Here is a 17,270-nt window from a genome sequence, read left to right on the forward strand (position 1 = left end):
ATCACCGCCTTCATGATGAAGGCGGTAGTCATATTGATTAGAAGGTGACCCATTCGCCGTTGTCCGCTGTGGCGGCTTTTGGACGCAGTACAGGAGACGGTGCTGTTGCAGGGCCTGCAGACGCCGCTGGCGGCCTTCTGTCCTGTGTCAGCGCTACCGGCGCATCGCTCGATAACCGGAACTGTGCAACAGAAGCCTGAAGCGCTTCCGTCTGCAGCGCCAGCGCGCTGGCGGCGGCAGAAACCTCTTCAACCAGAGCCGCGTTTTGCTGCGTCACACTGTCCATTTCCGTCACGGCCGTACCAACCTGAGAAATGCCCTTGCTCTGCTCTTCCGAGGCGGCGGCGATCTGCTTCATAATTGCATCCACATCCTGGACGGATTTTAAAATGCCGCTCATCGTGCCGCCGGTGGTATCCACCAGTTCCGCGCCCTTTTCCACGCGCTGCACAGAATCGGCAATCAGCCCGGCGATTTCTTTCGCCGCACCGGCGCTGCGCTGTGCCAGATTGCGCACTTCACTGGCGACGACGGCAAAGCCTCGCCCTTGTTCACCGGCACGCGCGGCTTCTACGGCCGCATTCAGTGCCAGAATGTTGGTCTGAAACGCAATGCCGTTAATGACGTTGGTGATCTCAGCGATTTTCTTCGAGCTGTCGGAAATGCCGTTCATGGTGGTCACAACTTCATCCACCAGGTTGCCGCCCTGCTTCGCCGTCAGCGTTGCCGCTTCGGTCAGTGCACTGGCCTGACGGGCATTTTCCGCATTAAATTTCACGGTCGCGGTCAGCTGTTCCATACTGGCGGCGGTTTGCTCCAGCGCGGCAGCCTGCTCTTCCGTACGGGAGGACAGATCGTTATTACCAATAGAGATTTCGGCGGCACCGCGCGAGATATTCTCTGTGCCGCTGCGAATGGCACTGACCGCATCACGCAGGCTGTCCTGCATCGCACTGAGCAGCGGAACCAGTTTACCAACGCAGTTACGGCCCATATCCTGAACGGGTTTACTGAGATCCCCTTTGGCGATTACGGCAAAATGCTCGCGAATCTTCTCCAGCGGTTTGACCAGCATTGTGACCAGATAACGATCGGTAAACAGCAGAATCAGCAGACCAATCACCACGGTGGCTGAAATCATCGTTTTAGTCACGGCGGTCAGACGATCCACTTCAACACGGGTTTGTCCCAGTTTCTTGTTCGCCACGTTGTTAAACGCTTCGGTGCTGGCACCGAAGGCGCGGCTGAGCGCAGGTGTGACGTCATTCGCCTGTTGACGATAGGCATCCAGCGAATCCTGACGGGCACGCTGCAACTGCACGGTGACGCCCTGATCCAGCAGTTGCTGCCATTTATCAATGACCTCATTCGTCACGGCCGCGTCCATAGGTCCGGGTGACAGCTGTTTAAACAGCGCCAGTTGATGACGCATGTTATCTAACGCCTGCTGTACCGGAGCAAAGGCGGTGTCATCCTGGGCGACACCGGCGACCTTTTTCTCCATCACACGCGACAAACGCGTAATCATACGAAAATACTGGTCGTTACCCTGACTTAACGCGGTCATCTGCTCAACGATATGGCGATCCACATCATTGCCATCACTGAGGGAGTTAAGCGAATGAATGCTGAACAGCCCAATGCCGCTCCACAACAGACTAAACAGTCCCAGAATGGTCAACATAACCGTGCGAATAGTGAAATTTTTAAGCATACCCATACAGAAATCCCTTGAACGTTAATCCGTAAAACCGGACACAGGAGATTTATCGGCAGCTCGCGGGAAAATGTAACGGTATTGTTATTTTTTTTCATCCACCCGCACAGATAATGTGCGGGTGGAAATGTGCAGGCCGGCGTACGTCTGGCATGCACCGCGCTGGTTCACCCTTTACAGTCGCACCAGGCGGGACATCATCAAACGGAACAAAGCGAGGCGGCGGCGCATAAAACCCGGTAACAGTTTGAGAGCCGCTTGACCCTGCCATCCTAGTGACATTGTCACGTCATGCTTTTTGCGCCAGGCGGGCCAGCGTTGTTTGCCTTCAATCATCGTCGTGTGCGGGGTTACATCACGTGCGAAGCGAAACCAGTAATCGCAGACCTGTTGAGAAAAAGCATGGTCTGCGGCGGTAAAGGTGCGGTCGTCGTCGGCAGGCGGCATCATCGCCAGCGTATTCATCACGTAAGGGATTTCATTACCATGCCAGGTGCCGTGCGGGTAGAGATCGCGCGATCGTTCTGAAACGTAGTCGAACCAGTAGCGCCAGCCCGGCATGCCCGCTTTCTCCTGCGCACGCATGATCAGCCAGGGCACAATGCTAAACGTCATATCCCGCGCGACAGCCCGCCCCAGCAGCGCATCATCCCCGGTACGGTAAATCCAGCGCAGTAACCGATAATGAAAATGGTTATTACGCCGTAGCTGTCCCACCACGGCGGCAGCCTCCACGCCAAACCAGACCAGTACGCTCGCTTCATCGCTGTTACTGCCCGCCATCAGCGGCAGGCGGTGCTGTTTTCCCGCCATCAACGTTTTCAGGACCGGCTCGGGCAGCACCGTATCACCGGCAATGGCCACCGGGCCGAGGCCCAGCGAGCTGTCCAGCGGCCAGAAGGCGTCCGCAGGCAGCTCACGCAGCTGCGCCATGCTGGCATCCGCCGGTAAACCCAGCGCGGTCGCCACCATAACGCCTTTTTCACGTGCCGCGTCGCGGGTGACGTCTGGCAGGCTATAGGCACTTTGCACGATCCCTTTGTGGAACAACCCCCGGGACAGCGGTGAGCAGCAAAGCGAAAGCACACTGCGGGCGCCCGACGATTCGCCAAACAGCGTCACGTTGCTGGCATTCCCGCCAAACGCGGCGATATGCTGCTGTACCCATCGTAATGCCGCGATCTGATCAAGCAGCGCGAAATTGTTGATATGGCCCGTGTCAGCCTGCTCTTTTTCCAGTGCGGGATGAGCAAAAAAACCCAGATGTCCCAAACGGTAATTAAGGGTCACCACCACCGCACCCCGCGAGGCTAAGGGTTTTCCACTATAGGGTGCCAGCCCACCTGAACCGATCGTAAAGCCACCGCCGTGAAGCCAGACCATGACCGGGAGTGGAACCTCTGGCTGCAGCTCTGGCGTCCAGACGTTGAGGTACAGGCAGTCTTCACTGAATACACCAGGATCGCCTCCGCCAATCGCCAGGCAGTAGTCACGATTCTGCCAACTCGCTGCAGAAAAGTGCTGTGCATTGCGTACACCGTGCCAGGGCTTAACCGGTTGTGGCGCGCGCCAGCGATACGCGCCGACAGGCGGTGCCGCATACGGAATGCCCTTGAATACAAAGATCCCGTCATCAAGGGTGCCCTGCAGTTCTCCGTCAGTCAGCGCGATTTTCAGGCCGTCATTTTTCATGCAGTGTTCCTTGTTAGCGTGCCTTTTCATTATTTCAGGCAATCTGATGTTGTCCAGTTCTGACGCGCTGTTAAGCAAAACGTTAAATGCGCTGAAAAATCGCCCGAAGGCGTCGCCGTGATTGACCCCTGTCATGAAAATGTTTTTAGTGGAGAGCGTAACGAAAACGCCTTTGAGGAACTGACAATGTTTAGCGGTATCAATCAGGTTTTTGTGCGCATGACCGATCATCCCGATCTCGGCAAACTGTTGCTACGTCTGACTCTGGGGGGATTATTGCTGTTTCATGGTGAGTTTAAGCTCGTGCATGGCGTGGGCTGGATTGCCCATTTACTGCGACAACACGGTCTGCCGGGCTTTATCGCCTGGGGTGCCTGGATAGGGGAAATAATTGCACCGCTGATGCTGATCGCAGGCTTCATGACCCGGCCAGCGGCGTTTATCATTGCCGTGAATATGGTTGTCGCCACGCTGCTGGTCAAAACCGGCGCAGTATGGCATCGCACCGATGTCGGTGCCTGGGCACTGGAAACGGAAGCACTTTACCTGTTCGGCGCTCTGGTGGTGATGTTTCTGGGGGCGGGAAGATTTACGCTGGTCCGTGATACGCGCCTGCAGTAAAGAAAAAACGGGGCGGTTCCGCCCCCGTTCATATTATAAGGTGATGCCGCAGCGCTGTAAGGACGCCCGCTGCCGCTCCGCATACAGCACCATTTCATCCTGCACGGGGCAGCCCAGTGCGGTTTCAAAGCTGCTCCGGCTTGCCTGTCCCGCCGAACGTGTCGGCGTTTTGTCCCCGAGATTAGACTGAAAAATCCCTGCCGCACTGACAGGCAGAAAATCTTCATAAATAACAGGATCCGCCAGAATCCGCCCCTGCTCAATCAGACTTGCCAGTGATTCCCCACGCTGTGGCGGTTCCGCTCGCCCTTTTTCGCTGAGCCGATAAGTAAACCAGGCTAAGCCGGCTTCACGTAATGCGTTTTCATCATCCGGGAAAGCCGCAAAGGTCGCCGTGAGCTGCTGCTGGTGCTGCTGATTATCCGCACCGCTCCCGGCTTCGCTGAGCAGACGATCGTAAAGCGCGCGGCCCTGCGGCGTTAAGGCCGCGCCGCGCTGTTCGATCTCACCGAAGCGCGCCGTGTGCGTGCCCTGAAAACCGTCGGTGAAAATGACGGGTTCTTCCAGTGCCTTGAAGCTGGTCTGGCGTAACAAAACAGGCACCTTGCGCCGGGGTGGACCTTCGATCACCGTTTTGGGATCAATGCCATACGTCGGCATCAGCGCCTGAACACGATCAATATCCAGCGTGCGTGGCGTAAGATGATTGATATGGCAGGCCGGAAAACATACTACATCCGCGATCAACCGATGTTGTTGGTTCAGCGCCTGATAGGTGCGGCTCTCCACAAGGCTGTGTGAATGCCAGCGGAAGGTTTCGAGCGCTTCGTTGATAAACGCCTGCGCCTGGGGCGCCGTCAGTCCGCCCTGCTGTTGATGCAGCGCGATAAGGTTTCGGCATTCCGGCGTGAAAATATCGCGCGAGGCTAATATCCGTGCGGCTTCATCCCGAAGCGCCGGGTCGGCAATCAGCTCCAGCCGTAACAGCGAGGTAAAAATACGAAAAGGATTGCGCTGCAGCGCTTCATCATCAATGGGGCGAAACGCGGTGGAGTGCACCGGTACGCCCGCCTGCGACAGATCATAATAGCCCACCGGAAACATGCCCATGACGGCAAACATCTGGCGCAGCATGGCAAGCTCGTCCGCGCTACCGACGCGAATGGCCCCGTGGCGCTCCAGACTGAGGCGGCTGAGTTCATCGGCCTCGGTCAGCCGTTGCTCTAGCACGCTATCAGCCGCAAGCGTTGCCTCATTAACCGCTTTCACCAACTGCATCAGCGTCCCGTAGAGCGGCACTTCCTGCTGATACATGTCCGACATGGCCTGGGAGAAGCCCGTGCGAATCGTATCCGCACTGATAAAGTTATCCATATTTACCACCTGACAGCATGAGCGTTGCAGCTACTGTAATCCAACGCGCTGCGGTCAGCGGAAAATATCATGAATTTGTGATCGGCTTAAAACCGTAGCGATTTTTCACCACCAGCATCACGGTGGTCAGCAGTGCCGGTATGGCGAGCAGCAAGAAAATAACGCTGAACGACCAGCCGAGTGACAACATTTCAGCCCCGACAAAGGCACTGAGGATGGCGCCGATTCGGCCCACCCCGTGCATCCAACTGGAACCGGTTGCGCGGGCATGGGTAGGATAGTAGCTGGCGGAAAGCGCATTCATGCCGGTATTCGCTCCGTTAAAACAAAAACCGCTGCAAAAGGCAATGGCGCTCATGATAACGACCTGCGGCGGTGAAAAACCCAGCGCGACAATAGCGATACCGCCGCAGAAGTAGATCACAGCCAGCGACAGACTGGCATTGAAGCGATCCATCAGCCAGCCGGCAAACAGCGATCCCAGCGTGCCGCCTGCCTGGTACATCGCGGTGATTATCGCCGCTTCCGTCACGGACATTCCCTGTGTATTGACCAGGGATGGCAGCCAGCTGCCGATCAGATACACCAGGAACAGCCCCATAAAATAGCCGCCCCAGAGCATCAGGCTGCCGATGCGGTAGCGAGGAGAAATGACCGTTGCGATGGCGCTGTGTTCAGCAGGTGATTTTTCCGCTTCGGTCGCATGGAAATGCGTATCCGGGCTCGTACTGCCGGGAAGAATACGTTCAAGAATGGCGCGAATGTGCTGCGCGGGCGCACCGCGACTAATCAGGAAACGTACCGATTCAGGAAGCTGACGGATCAGGACCGGCAGGACCAGCAAAGGAAGAATGCCGCCCAGCAACAGAACGGAATGCCAGTCGTAACGCGGTAACAACCATGACGCGGCAAAGCCGCCGCTGGCGGCCCCAAAGGTAAAGCCACAAAACACCACGGTGATAATGAATGAACGGCGCCGCTCCGGCGCATATTCAGCCACCAGCGTACTGACGTTGGGCATGGCCGCTCCCAGCCCCAGCCCGGTCAAAAAACGGAACAGGATCATCTGTTCGATACTATGGGAAAATGCGGTCACCAGCGTCCACAGACCAAAAAACAGGACGCTGAAAATGATCATTAACCGGCGGCCAAAGCGGTCGGCCAGCGGCCCGGCGACCATCGCCCCCAGCGCCAGACCAATCAGCGCTGCACTGATCACGACACCCAACTGATGAGTACTGACGTGCCAGGCGGTTTTCAGCGTCGGCGCGATAAAACCCATCAGGGCAATATCCATACCATCGAGCGCAACCACGATAAAACAGAGTACAATTAACCGAATTTGGCCACCACTCAGAGTACCCTGATTAATTAACTGGCGAACATCTACCGCCTCGACACTGCTCACGGGTAAACTCCTCAACGGCTGACTTAATCAACTATCAGATTTGGTAAAAAAAACGGCACTTATGATAGCTGATCGTTAACGATAAAACGCATGAAATTTCCGACCGAAGCAGAAGCAATGCGGTAAGTTGATGTTTTTTCAGCAACCGTGAAAAACGTTGTGTCAGGCAAAAAAACAACGGCATCATTAATAATCAACCACTTAAAACGCTCCGCTGCAAAAAGTACACATTGTTAATAAAAATTTGCAGCAAAGTTAACAAAATCCAGCTTAAATAGTTGCCTGTCACCTGGCAATGTCATTAAGTTGGGTAAATGGAAAAAAATATCCTTTTCAATCAGCGCATTCGCTTGCGCCATTTACATGCCTTTGTTGCCGTCGCGCAGCAGGGAACCCTGGGGCGTGCAGCCGAGACCTTAAGTCTCAGTCAACCTGCGCTTTCTAAAACCCTCAACGAACTTGAAGAACTCACCGGCGTCCGCCTGTTCGAACGCGGTCGGCTGGGCGCACAACTGACCACCATGGGAGAACAGTTTCTTATCCATGCGGTAAAAGTGTTAGAAGCGCTGAATCATGCCGGCCAGAGTTTTAATGAACAGATTAACGAGCGTCCGGTAGTCATTCGTCTTGGTGCCTTAACCACGGCGGCGATGGGCATGTTGCCACAGATTCTTGACCGTTTTCACCAACTGCGTCCCAACACGACCATTCAGGTTGCCACCTTACATAATAATGTGTTGCTGGCGGGGCTGAGAGCGGGCGAGTTTGATCTGGGCATCGGCCGAATGGCGGATAAAGAGATGATGACCGGCCTGACCTATGAACTGCTGTTTCTGGAGTCATTAAAGCTGGTCGTCAGACCGGAGCATCCGCTTTTAAGTGACAACGTCACGCTTTCACGTGCCATGCAGTGGCCTGTTGTGATTTCCCCGGAAGGCACCGCGCCGCGCCGCCTGGCACAGCAGATGCTGGATGAGCAAGGGTGCTGTCTGCCGCCCCATTGCGTCGAAACGTCTTCAACGTCGCTGGCCCGTCAGCTGGCGCTGCGCTATGACTACATCTGGTTTGTGCCTTCCGGGGCCGTCAAAGAAGATCTCAACCACAATGCCCTGATATCGTTGCCCATCACCTCTCCCGGCCCGGGTGAACCCGTAGGGATAATCACGCGCACCGGTAACACCTTAAGCCTGAGCGCCGAAGTGTTGATGAGTACCATTCGTAAGTTTCACAGCTAGCGACTGCGTTTAGCATGGCGCTCCCAGTTTTCCTGACGCGCTTTTTCCGTTTTGCGTAGACCGACATAGAGCGCACCGGAGCCGCCATGCTGCTTCTGTGCGACACAAAAGGTCTGGACGTCGTCAAATTCACGCAACCAGCGGTCAAGATAGCTGCGCACAATGTTGGCATGAGAGTCATTGTCCCGGCCTTTGCCGTGAATAATCAGCAGGTTTCTGTATCCGGCTTTACGGACATCCTGCATGAAGGTAAACAAATTTTGACGGCAGGTTTCAACAGGCTGGCGTAGCAGATTCAGGCTGGCATCCAGCGCATATTGCCCCTTGCGTAATTTATCCAGCACGCCCTGCTGGATGCCTTCAGCTTTAAACTCAAGTTGCTGCTCAAGAGGAATGATGTCCAGGTAACCGCGGGTTAAAAAGTTTTCGTCTTCAGGTTCTGGTGACCGAGGCGGCACTTTTTTGCTGGCGGCGCTGTGATTCCAGCGCGTATTTTCTGCATCTTTGAGTGGCGTAACGTCATTCATCGCGTCACGAAACAGATTGTCATCGTCAAGGTTCATGGCTCGCCCCTGGTAAATGATATGACGCAAAATTGACTTGAAACCAAATAGTAGCAAAATCGGTAAAGCCTGCGCTAATCCCGTTTTTATCGTCCCTTCTGGCCTTTCAGATTAAGATAAATTCTGTATGAGATCAAAAATCCGTAAAGATTTGTTTACGATCTTAATAAGATGACATCAAAAAACCCTGTCATAACAGCCTTTAGCAGTATTGCGGAAACCACACTTTTTGTATGCCTAAAAACTGCTCGGATGAGTTCCCTTACACCGAGAAAATGGTAAAATTGACCCCAGTCAATTATCGTCGAGCAAACTACTATGTTCCCTGAAAAACGTATTCAGTCAGGCGGTTGTGCGATTCACTGCCAGGATTGCAGCATCAGTCAGCTATGCATCCCTTTCACCCTTAATGAACATGAGCTGGATCAGCTTGATAATATTATTGAGCGAAAAAAACCCATTCAAAAAGGCCATACGCTGTTCAAAGCGGGTGATGAGCTGAAGTCGCTCTACGCAATCCGTTCCGGCACCATTAAAAGCTATACCATCACCGAGCAGGGAGATGAACAAATCACCGGTTTTCACCTGGCCGGCGATCTGGTGGGATTTGACGCCATTATGAACGCCAGTCATCCCAGCTTCGCCCAGGCGCTGGAAACGGCGATGGTCTGCGAAATTCCTTTCGATACGCTGGATGACCTGTCCGGCAAAATGCCTGCCCTGCGTCAGCAGATGATGCGCCTGATGAGCGGTGAAATTAAAGGCGACCAGGACATGATTTTGCTGCTGTCCAAGAAAAACGCGGAAGAGCGCCTGGCCGCCTTCGTCTGGAACTTATCCCGCCGCTATGGTCAGCGCGGCTTCTCACAGCGTGAGTTCCGTTTGACGATGACGCGCGGCGATATCGGGAACTATCTGGGTTTAACCGTTGAAACCATTAGCCGACTGCTGGGGCGTTTCCAGAAATCGGGTATGCTGGCCGTAAAAGGCAAATATATCACCATTGAGAACCACGCGATGCTGGAAGCGCTGGCCGGTCAGAGTCACCAGGCGGCGTAATCCTCAGGCCGGGTTAACAAATCTTATTTTGTTGATCCGGCTACATCTTTTCACTTTCTTAGTGCACTTAACATAGGCTATCTTTAAACCAGTCGCGTCGGTCTAAGGAGAGTAGCCTATGTCCCAGTATCAAAACATTCTGGTCGCCATTGATCCTCAGCAGGATGACCAGCCCGCGCTGCGACGTGCGGTCTATCTCAACCAGCTTATCGGCGGCAAAATCAAAGCATTTCTGCCCATCTACGACTTTTCATACGAAATGACCACCCTGCTGTCACCAGATGAACGCACCGCGATGCGTCAGGGTGTGATCAGCCAGCGCTCGGAATGGATTCGTGAACAGGCGCAGGCTTATCTGGATGCTGGTGTGGATATAGACATTAAAGTCATCTGGCACAACCGGCCCTATGAAGCAATCATCCAGGAAGTGCTGGCGCATCAACATGATTTAGTGCTGAAAATGGCGCACCAGCACGACCGGCTGGAAGCCGTTATTTTTACACCGACAGACTGGCACCTGTTACGTAAGTGCCCTTGCCCGGTGTGGATGGTTAAGGATCAACCCTGGCCCGAAGGCGGCAAAGCGCTGGTGGCGGTCAATCTGGCCAGCGAAGAACCGCACCACGATGCGCTTAATCAGAAACTCATTCGCGAAACCGTTAAACTGGCCGAAAGCGTCAATCATACCGAAGTGCATCTGGTGGGCGCCTATCCGATTACGCCAATCAACATTGCTATCGAACTGCCCGATTTTGATCCCAGCGTCTACAACGATGCCATTCGCGGCCAGCATCTGGTAGCCATGAAGGCCCTGCGACAAAAATTCTCCATCAGTGAAGAGTTTACCCACGTTGAAAAAGGCCTGCCGGAAGAAGTGATCCCGGAATTGTCCGCCCACCTTGGCGCGGGCATTGTGGTGTTAGGGACGATTGGACGGACCGGACTGTCGGCAGCTTTCCTGGGGAATACGGCTGAGCAGGTGATCGATCACCTGCGCTGTGACCTGCTGGCGATTAAGCCGGATGATTTTGTCTCGCCCATTACGCTTGACGACGAAGACGAGCACGATTAACGCGGCCTTCAGTAAAAAGGGCGACGGTTATCGTCGCCCTTTTCTTTTACAGCGCTTTCAGAATACTTTCTACGCTGGCTTTGGCATCCCCAAATAGCATGTGAGTATTTTCTTTAAAGAACAGCGGATTTTGCACACCGGCATAGCCCGTATTCATTGAGCGTTTGAACACAATAACGTTTTGCGCTTTCCACACTTCCAGCACCGGCATACCGGCAATCGGGCTGCCCGGATCATCCTGCGCCGCAGGATTAACCGTGTCGTTGGCCCCGATAACCAGTACTGTATCGGTATCGCTAAAATCATCGTTGATTTCGTCCATTTCCAGCACCACGTCATAAGGCACTTTCGCCTCTGCCAGCAGAACGTTCATATGGCCAGGCAAACGGCCGGCGACCGGATGAATACCAAAACGCACGTTGATGCCGCGGGCGCGGAGTTTTTCCGTGATTTCCGCTACCGGATACTGTGCCTGTGCAACGGCCATGCCGTAGCCGGGCGTAATGATCACGGAACGGGAAGATCGGAGCATCTCTGCCGTTTCTTCTGCGCTGATTTCACGATGTTCGCCGGTCTCATCACTTGCCGTTGAAGCTGTGCCATCGCTGCCAAATCCACCGGCAATGACGCTGATAAACGAGCGGTTCATGGCCTTACACATTATGTAAGAGAGAATTGCCCCCGAGGAACCAACCAGCGCACCGGTCACGATAAGCAGATCGTTACTGAGCATAAACCCTGCCGCTGCGGCCGCCCAACCGGAATAAGAGTTGAGCATCGAAACAACGACCGGCATGTCTGCACCACCGATGGAGGCCACCAGGTGCCAGCCAAACGCCAACGCTATGATAAGCATGATCACCAGCGCAAACACCTGCGCACCGCGACTTTGCGTGTTAACAAACCACAGTAGCAGTAAAAACGAGACGACCAGCGCCAGCAGATTCAGCTTATGCCGCTGAGGCAGCATTAAGGGCCGCGACGAGATTTTGCCACACAATTTGCCAAAGGCGACCAGCGAGCCCGTAAAGGTGACTGCACCGATAAAGATGCCGATAAAGACTTCGCTGAGATGGATGTTTTCAATAACCGCCGGCAAGCCAGGAGCATGATCGATATAGCTGTTAATGCCTACCAGTACGGCGGCCAGGCCGACGAAGCTGTGCAGTATCGCCACCAGCTCGGGCATTTCGGTCATTTCTACCCGTTTCGCCAGCCGAATACCGATGGCACCGCCAATAACCATCGCCAGCAAAATCCAGACAACATGACTGCTGTCGGGACCAAATACAGACGCGATCAGCGCAATCGCCATGCCGCTGATACCAAATATATTGCCCTGTCTTGAGGTCTCATGTTTTGAAAGACCCGCCAGACTCATAATGAACAGAATTGCAGCAACGATATAGGCTGCCGTCACTAATCCGCCAGACATAGCTTACCCCTTACGAAACATTTTCAGCATACGCTGCGTGACGGTGAAGCCACCGAAGATATTGATGCTGGCGATCAATACGGCAATAAAAGAAAGAAAACTCACCCAGCCGCCGTGCCCCATTTGCAATATTGCCCCTACCACAATAATGCCCGAAATCGCATTGGTGACTGACATGAGCGGCGTATGCAGCGCATGACTCACATTCCAGACCACGTAGTAGCCCACCACACAGGCCAGCGCAAAGACGGTGAAATGTGACAGGAATTCACTGGGGGCAACATTCGCGAGGCAGGCGAAGAGTACGACAGCGCCTGCCAGCAGCCCATATTTACGCCGGGGGGAAACGGGTGCCGCCGGGCTTTTCGTTTGCGCCGGTGCAGCGGCAGCCGCGGTCTTCGGCGCGGCGGAGACCTGAACTGGCGGCGCAGGCCAGGTGATCTCGCCGTCTCGAATCACCGTGACACTGCGGATGACGACGTCATCAAAGTCAATGACGATCTCGCCATTCTTTTCTTTACAAAGCAATTTCATCAGGTTGACGAGATTGCTGCCGTAGAGCTGAGATGATTGCGTCGGTAACCGGCTGGGCAGATCCGTATACCCGATAATTTTTACGCCGTTGTCCGTTACAGTGACCCGATCGGCGACGGTAAGCGCACAGTTGCCGCCGGTTTGTGCCGCCAGGTCAACAATGACGCTGCCAGGCTTCATGCTGGCCACCATTTCCCTGGTGATCAACGTCGGCGCAGGTTTACCCGGAATCAGCGCCGTGGTGACAATAATATCCACCTCCTGGGCCTGCTGAGCGAACAGCGCCATTTCTGCTTTAATAAAAGCATCCGACATGACTCTGGCGTAACCATCACCACTGCCCGCCTCTTCTTTGAAATCCAGTTCAAGGAACTCTGCGCCCATACTTTGCACTTGTTCCTTCACTTCCGGACGCGTGTCAAAGGCGCGAACAACCGCGCCCAGGCTGCCTGCGGCACCGATTGCCGCCAGACCCGCCACGCCCGCACCAATCACCATCACTTTGGCAGGCGGGACTTTCCCGGCAGCGGTGATCTGGCCGGTGAAAAAGCGACCAAATTCGTGTGCCGCCTCCACGATGGCCCGATAACCTGCAATATTGGCCATTGAGCTCAGCGCATCCAGCGACTGCGCACGGGAAATACGGGGCACGGCGTCCATCGCCATAACGGTGACCTTACGCGCAGCCAGTTTATCCAGCAGTTCAGGGTGCTGAGCAGGCCAGATAAAACTGACCAGCGTGCTGCCCTCGCGCATCAGTGCAATGTCGTCTTCACCGGGTGCATTCACTTTCAGCACAATATCGGCTTGCCAGACCTGCTGGCGATCGGTCAGCGTGGCGCCGGCGTTGACATAGCTGTCATCATCAAAACTGGCAGGCTTACCCGCACCCTGTTCAATCGTGACGCTAAAACCCAGCCTGATGAGTTGTTCAACGGTTTTCGGCGTGGCAGCCACGCGCGACTCATTGGCTGACCGCTCTTTGGGTATTCCAATTAACATAGTGTTCCCTTTCATCGATTAAAGGATGATGACCCTTTTGGTACAGACTGCTCTGACGTCATCTGCGTTCAGGCGGTGTGAATAAATGCAAGGGCATAATCGTGTCTAAACCTACTGAAAATGTTACAGGTGATCTACTGCACAGACGCACCAATGTCACATTCGCGGTAATATCCAGTTTTGGCCTCGTTATGCCGCATAACGTCACTGTCTGATCGCATCACTGGCAGATAATTAACTAACTAAGCGCCCTTCGATACGAATATTCCTTTCGGAAAAACCTAAATTTAACAACGCATTAACGGTTTTGATAAAGCTACGAACATTTATTTCATCTGCCTGTCTTAAGCGTAAGGTAAAATACCGAGTCGTGACGCCGTGATAAAAAAAACCGGATCACAACGAGAGAGAAATCGCAAAAATTGGCTGCGACAGCGTGTTTATAACATGTAATAATCAGCAGCTATTCTGTTATACATCAAGAGTCCAGCACGTTTTCGTACTCATTTTGCGTAAGGCGAAGGATCATTTTTATGAAGCTGAAGAACACTATTCTGGCATCTACATTGTTATCTCTGCTGGCGGGAAATGCGTTTGCCGCTAAAGAGCTGACGCCAGAACAAGCGGCCGCGTTGAAGCCATTCGAACGTATTAATATCACCGGTCGTTTTAATGCAATTGGCGATGCGGCGGATGCCGTCTCCAAACGTGCTGATGAACTGAATGCAGATTCGTATTACATTCAAGGTATTAACGACAGCAACGGTAACAGTGGTAACTGGCGCGTAACCGCGGATCTGTATAAGGCGAATGCGCCTAAAGCGAGTCAGGAAACCGACTACCGGATGTTTAATGGCCTGAAAGAGCTGCCGAAAGCGGAAGCCTATCGCCTTGAACCCTTTGATACAGTGACGGTGACCGGCTTTTTCCCCAGCCAGCCCGATGTGAACGAGGCAATTTCTAAAGCCGCGAAAGAAAAAGGCGCTGCGTCCTTCTTTATTGTGCGTCAGGTTGATGCCAATACCGGTGGCAACCAGTTCATTACCGCTTACATCTATAAGGCGGATGCAAAACAGCGCGCCGTGCAGAGCCCGGATAGCATTCCGGCTGATTCTCAGGCAGGTAAAGCCGCGCTGGCCGCGGGCGGTGCTGAGGCGAAAAAAGTCGAGATTCCGGGCGTTGCCTCCTCTGAAACCCCAAGCAATGCCGTGGGACGCTTCTTTGAAACGCAGAGTTCAACCGGTAAACGCTATTCTGTGACGCTGCCAGACGGCCGGGAAATCCAGGAGCTGAACGCAGTCACCGCGGCACAGATGCAGCCGTTTGATACGGTCACCTTCAGCGGCCATTTCGGCACACCAACCGAAGTCTCGCAGGAAGCCGCCAAACGTGCGGCTGGCAAAGGTGCGAAGTTCTACCACATCACACGCCAGTGGCAGAACCAGAGCGGGGGTAACCTGACCGTGACCGCCGATCTGTTCAAATAAGCAATTAAGGGCGGCGCAAGCCGCCCAACTGTTTGCATAATCCCTGCGCAATTTTGCATAGTCACGCATTGCCATCCTTCACCGCACTCCGTAAAATCCTCCGCCTGTTTTTCAGCGTATTACACGCGATTTACGCAACACAACACCGATATAATAGGGTGTTTATGCTGGTCACCCAGCCACTTATGCTCGCAGGAAGAATGTTTTGGAGAAAAAATTAGGCCTCAGTGCCCTGACCGCGCTGGTACTCAGCTCCATGCTGGGTGCGGGTGTTTTCAGCTTGCCACAAAATATGGCGGCGGTCGCAGGTCCGGCCGCGTTGCTGACTGGCTGGCTGATCACCGGCGCAGGGATTATTTTCCTGTCGCTGGCGATGCTGCTGCTGACGCGACTCAAACCCGATCTGGATGGCGGTATCTTTACCTACGCCCGCGCTGGATTCGGTGAGTTGACGGGATTTTGTTCCGCCTGGGGTTACTGGCTGTGTGCGGTTATCGCCAACGTGTCCTATCTGGTTATTGTTTTCTCTGCCCTGAGTTTCTTCACCGATACGCCGGACAGGGTTATTTTTGGTAACGGGAATACCTGGCAGGCGATGCTGGGCGCATCCATAGTGCTGTGGCTGGTTCACTGGCTGGTATTGCGGGGCGTTCAGACCGCCGCCAGCATTAACCTGCTGGCGACACTGGGCAAACTGGTGCCGCTGCTGCTGTTTGTGGTGCTGGCCGTCATGGCCTTCAATTATGACCGCTTCCATTTTGACTTTTCCGGGCTGAGCCTCGGCGTTCCGTTATGGCAACAGGTCAAACAGACCATGTTAATCACGCTGTGGGTTTTTATCGGCGTGGAAGGTGCTGTAGTGGTCTCGTCGCGTGCTCGCCATAAAAAGGATGTCGGACGGGCGACGCTGCTGGCCGTGCTGGCCGCCCTGCTGGTTTATCTGCTGGTCACCCTGCTCTCGTTAGGGATCGTGCCGCGCGCGGCGCTGGCTGAAATGCGTAACCCTTCGATGGCGGGCCTGATGACGCAACTGACGGGAAGCTGGGGTAACGCAATCATTGTCGTGGGCTTGATTATTTCTGTCTGCGGTGCCTATCTGAGCTGGACCATTATGGCGGCAGAAGTGCCGTTTATTGCCGCGCAGCAAGGTGCCTTCCCCCGCAGTATTGCCCGCCAGAACGTCCGTAATGCGCCAGCCGCCTCACTGTGGCTGACAAACGGTAGTGTGCAGGTTTGCCTGATCCTGATCGCCCTGACCGGTGCGGATTACAACATGCTGTTGACCATTGCCTCAGAAATGATTCTGGTGCCCTATTTGCTGGTGGGATTGTATTTGATCAAGGTGGTCAAAGGACAACATAAACCCTGGGCGCTCGTGACAGGCATCGGTGCCAGCGTGTACGGCATCTGGTTGCTGTATGCCTCCGGTCCACTGCATCTGTTTATGTCTGTCGTGCTCTATGCGCCGGGCATTTTGCTGTTTATGTTCGCACGTCGGGGCGGACATGCGGTGGCACTGCGGCCCGTTGAGCGGGTTGCCATGGTCTGTATTATGGTGGCAACCCTGCCTGCGATGTGGGCCCTACTGACTTAGTGAGACTGACCGAGAACCACGCACAGCAGGTCATCCTGCTGTGTCAGCGTCACGGGCTTACGGTACTCTTCATGAATCGCCTCCAGCTGTTTCTCTGACAGCGGATACGGAAGCTGGATATCCACGCGGGCAATGTGCTGCTGCTCGGCTAACGTAATCAGGCGGGCGATGTTGATTTCGTCGCTGACCTGGGTTGATATGATTTGCAAGGCTAATTCTTTCAGGTGATCTTCACTTGCCTGTAAACTGTGCGCAGATTTGCGTGTCACCATGCCGAATATGGGCAGTACGCCATAGATGGCATCCACAAAGCTCCAACGTTTTTTGCAGGATGCCGACAGGAAATCACTGTAGTTAAAGCGGATGCGATCACGGTATACCGCTGATGCCAGCTCTTTATCAAACACTTTGGCTCCTCAAGGTGATCACAATGAATCCGGAACTCATATTAAACGCAGGGTTAATGATTGCATATTT

The 17,270-nt window shown here is 54.2% G+C and carries 14 protein-coding genes; 6 read left to right on the top strand and 8 right to left on the bottom strand.

The genetic code is table 11. From position 1 onward, the window contains the following. Positions 1-37: 37 nt before the first annotated feature. Positions 38-1,720, bottom strand: a complete 1,683-nt coding sequence (locus RAC65_RS02275; protein WP_375096317.1) for a methyl-accepting chemotaxis protein — start codon at positions 1,718-1,720, stop codon at positions 38-40. 171 nt (positions 1,721-1,891) lie between these two features. After that, positions 1,892-3,409 (bottom strand): carboxylesterase family protein, encoded by a 1,518-nt coding sequence (locus RAC65_RS02280; RefSeq protein WP_325990837.1) that lies wholly within the window; start codon positions 3,407-3,409, stop codon positions 1,892-1,894. A gap of 186 nt (positions 3,410-3,595) precedes the next feature. Here RAC65_RS02280 and RAC65_RS02285 point away from each other — a divergent pair, with 186 nt between their 5' ends. After that, complete coding sequence (locus tag RAC65_RS02285; RefSeq protein WP_058701859.1) at positions 3,596-4,030, top strand: DoxX family protein; 435 nt, start codon at positions 3,596-3,598, stop codon at positions 4,028-4,030. Between the two features lie 33 nt (positions 4,031-4,063). Here RAC65_RS02285 and RAC65_RS02290 read toward each other — a convergent pair whose 3' ends face one another. Both RAC65_RS02290 and RAC65_RS02295 read right to left on the bottom strand, forming a co-directional pair. After that, on the bottom strand, positions 4,064-5,404 hold the full coding sequence (locus RAC65_RS02290) for a VOC family protein (RefSeq protein ID WP_054633717.1): 1,341 nt from the start codon (positions 5,402-5,404) through the stop codon (positions 4,064-4,066). Between the two features lie 67 nt (positions 5,405-5,471). Further along, positions 5,472-6,812 (bottom strand): aromatic acid/H+ symport family MFS transporter, encoded by a 1,341-nt coding sequence (locus RAC65_RS02295; RefSeq protein WP_033741755.1) that lies wholly within the window; start codon positions 6,810-6,812, stop codon positions 5,472-5,474. A 314-nt stretch (positions 6,813-7,126) separates the two neighbouring features. On the opposite strand from RAC65_RS02295, the gene RAC65_RS02300 reads away from it, so the two are divergent. Beyond that, positions 7,127-8,047: a LysR substrate-binding domain-containing protein gene (locus RAC65_RS02300; protein ID WP_054633716.1), complete on the top strand. Its 921-nt coding sequence runs from the start codon at positions 7,127-7,129 to the stop codon at positions 8,045-8,047. On the opposite strand, the gene smrA is transcribed toward RAC65_RS02300, so the two are convergent. Next, the gene (gene smrA / locus RAC65_RS02305; RefSeq protein ID WP_033741758.1) at positions 8,044-8,610 is read right to left on the bottom strand and encodes a DNA endonuclease SmrA; all 567 of its coding nucleotides are present in this window, start codon (positions 8,608-8,610) and stop codon (positions 8,044-8,046) included. The two genes, RAC65_RS02300 and smrA, sit on opposite strands and share 4 nt — an antisense overlap. Positions 8,611-8,928: 318 nt before the next feature. Here smrA and RAC65_RS02310 point away from each other — a divergent pair, with 318 nt between their 5' ends. Together RAC65_RS02310 and uspE are read left to right on the top strand one after the other, a co-directional pair. After that, positions 8,929-9,669 (top strand): FNR family transcription factor, encoded by a 741-nt coding sequence (locus tag RAC65_RS02310; RefSeq protein WP_006119246.1) that lies wholly within the window; start codon positions 8,929-8,931, stop codon positions 9,667-9,669. A 118-nt stretch (positions 9,670-9,787) separates the two neighbouring features. Then, a complete protein-coding gene (gene uspE / locus RAC65_RS02315; protein ID WP_006119247.1) occupies positions 9,788-10,741 on the top strand; it encodes a universal stress protein UspE in 954 nt (317 codons plus the stop codon). A gap of 46 nt (positions 10,742-10,787) precedes the next feature. Here the strand turns inward: uspE and pntB are convergent, their stop codons facing one another. Together pntB and pntA are read right to left on the bottom strand one after the other, a co-directional pair. After that, complete coding sequence (gene pntB, locus RAC65_RS02320) at positions 10,788-12,176, bottom strand: Re/Si-specific NAD(P)(+) transhydrogenase subunit beta (protein WP_205950216.1); 1,389 nt, start codon at positions 12,174-12,176, stop codon at positions 10,788-10,790. Positions 12,177-12,179: 3 nt separating this feature from the next. Beyond that, positions 12,180-13,712, bottom strand: coding sequence for a Re/Si-specific NAD(P)(+) transhydrogenase subunit alpha (gene pntA, locus RAC65_RS02325; protein ID WP_205950217.1), 1,533 nt, complete (start codon positions 13,710-13,712; stop codon positions 12,180-12,182). Between the two features lie 533 nt (positions 13,713-14,245). Here pntA and ydgH point away from each other — a divergent pair. Then, the gene (gene ydgH, locus RAC65_RS02330) at positions 14,246-15,199 is read left to right on the top strand and encodes a DUF1471 family protein YdgH (protein WP_006119253.1); all 954 of its coding nucleotides are present in this window, start codon (positions 14,246-14,248) and stop codon (positions 15,197-15,199) included. Between the two features lie 205 nt (positions 15,200-15,404). Beyond that, positions 15,405-16,793 carry a basic amino acid/polyamine antiporter gene (locus tag RAC65_RS02335; protein ID WP_205955336.1) on the top strand — a complete coding sequence of 463 codons (1,389 nt, stop codon included), beginning with the start codon at positions 15,405-15,407 and terminating at the stop codon, positions 16,791-16,793. Here RAC65_RS02335 and RAC65_RS02340 read toward each other — a convergent pair. Then, positions 16,790-17,200 carry a hypothetical protein gene (locus RAC65_RS02340; protein WP_006119255.1) on the bottom strand — a complete coding sequence of 137 codons (411 nt, stop codon included), beginning with the start codon at positions 17,198-17,200 and terminating at the stop codon, positions 16,790-16,792. The genes RAC65_RS02335 and RAC65_RS02340 overlap by 4 nt on opposite strands. Positions 17,201-17,270 lie beyond the last annotated feature (70 nt).

The organism is Pantoea sp. BS_8, from assembly GCF_041954965.1.
Lineage (GTDB): Bacteria > Pseudomonadota > Gammaproteobacteria > Enterobacterales > Enterobacteriaceae > Pantoea > Pantoea stewartii.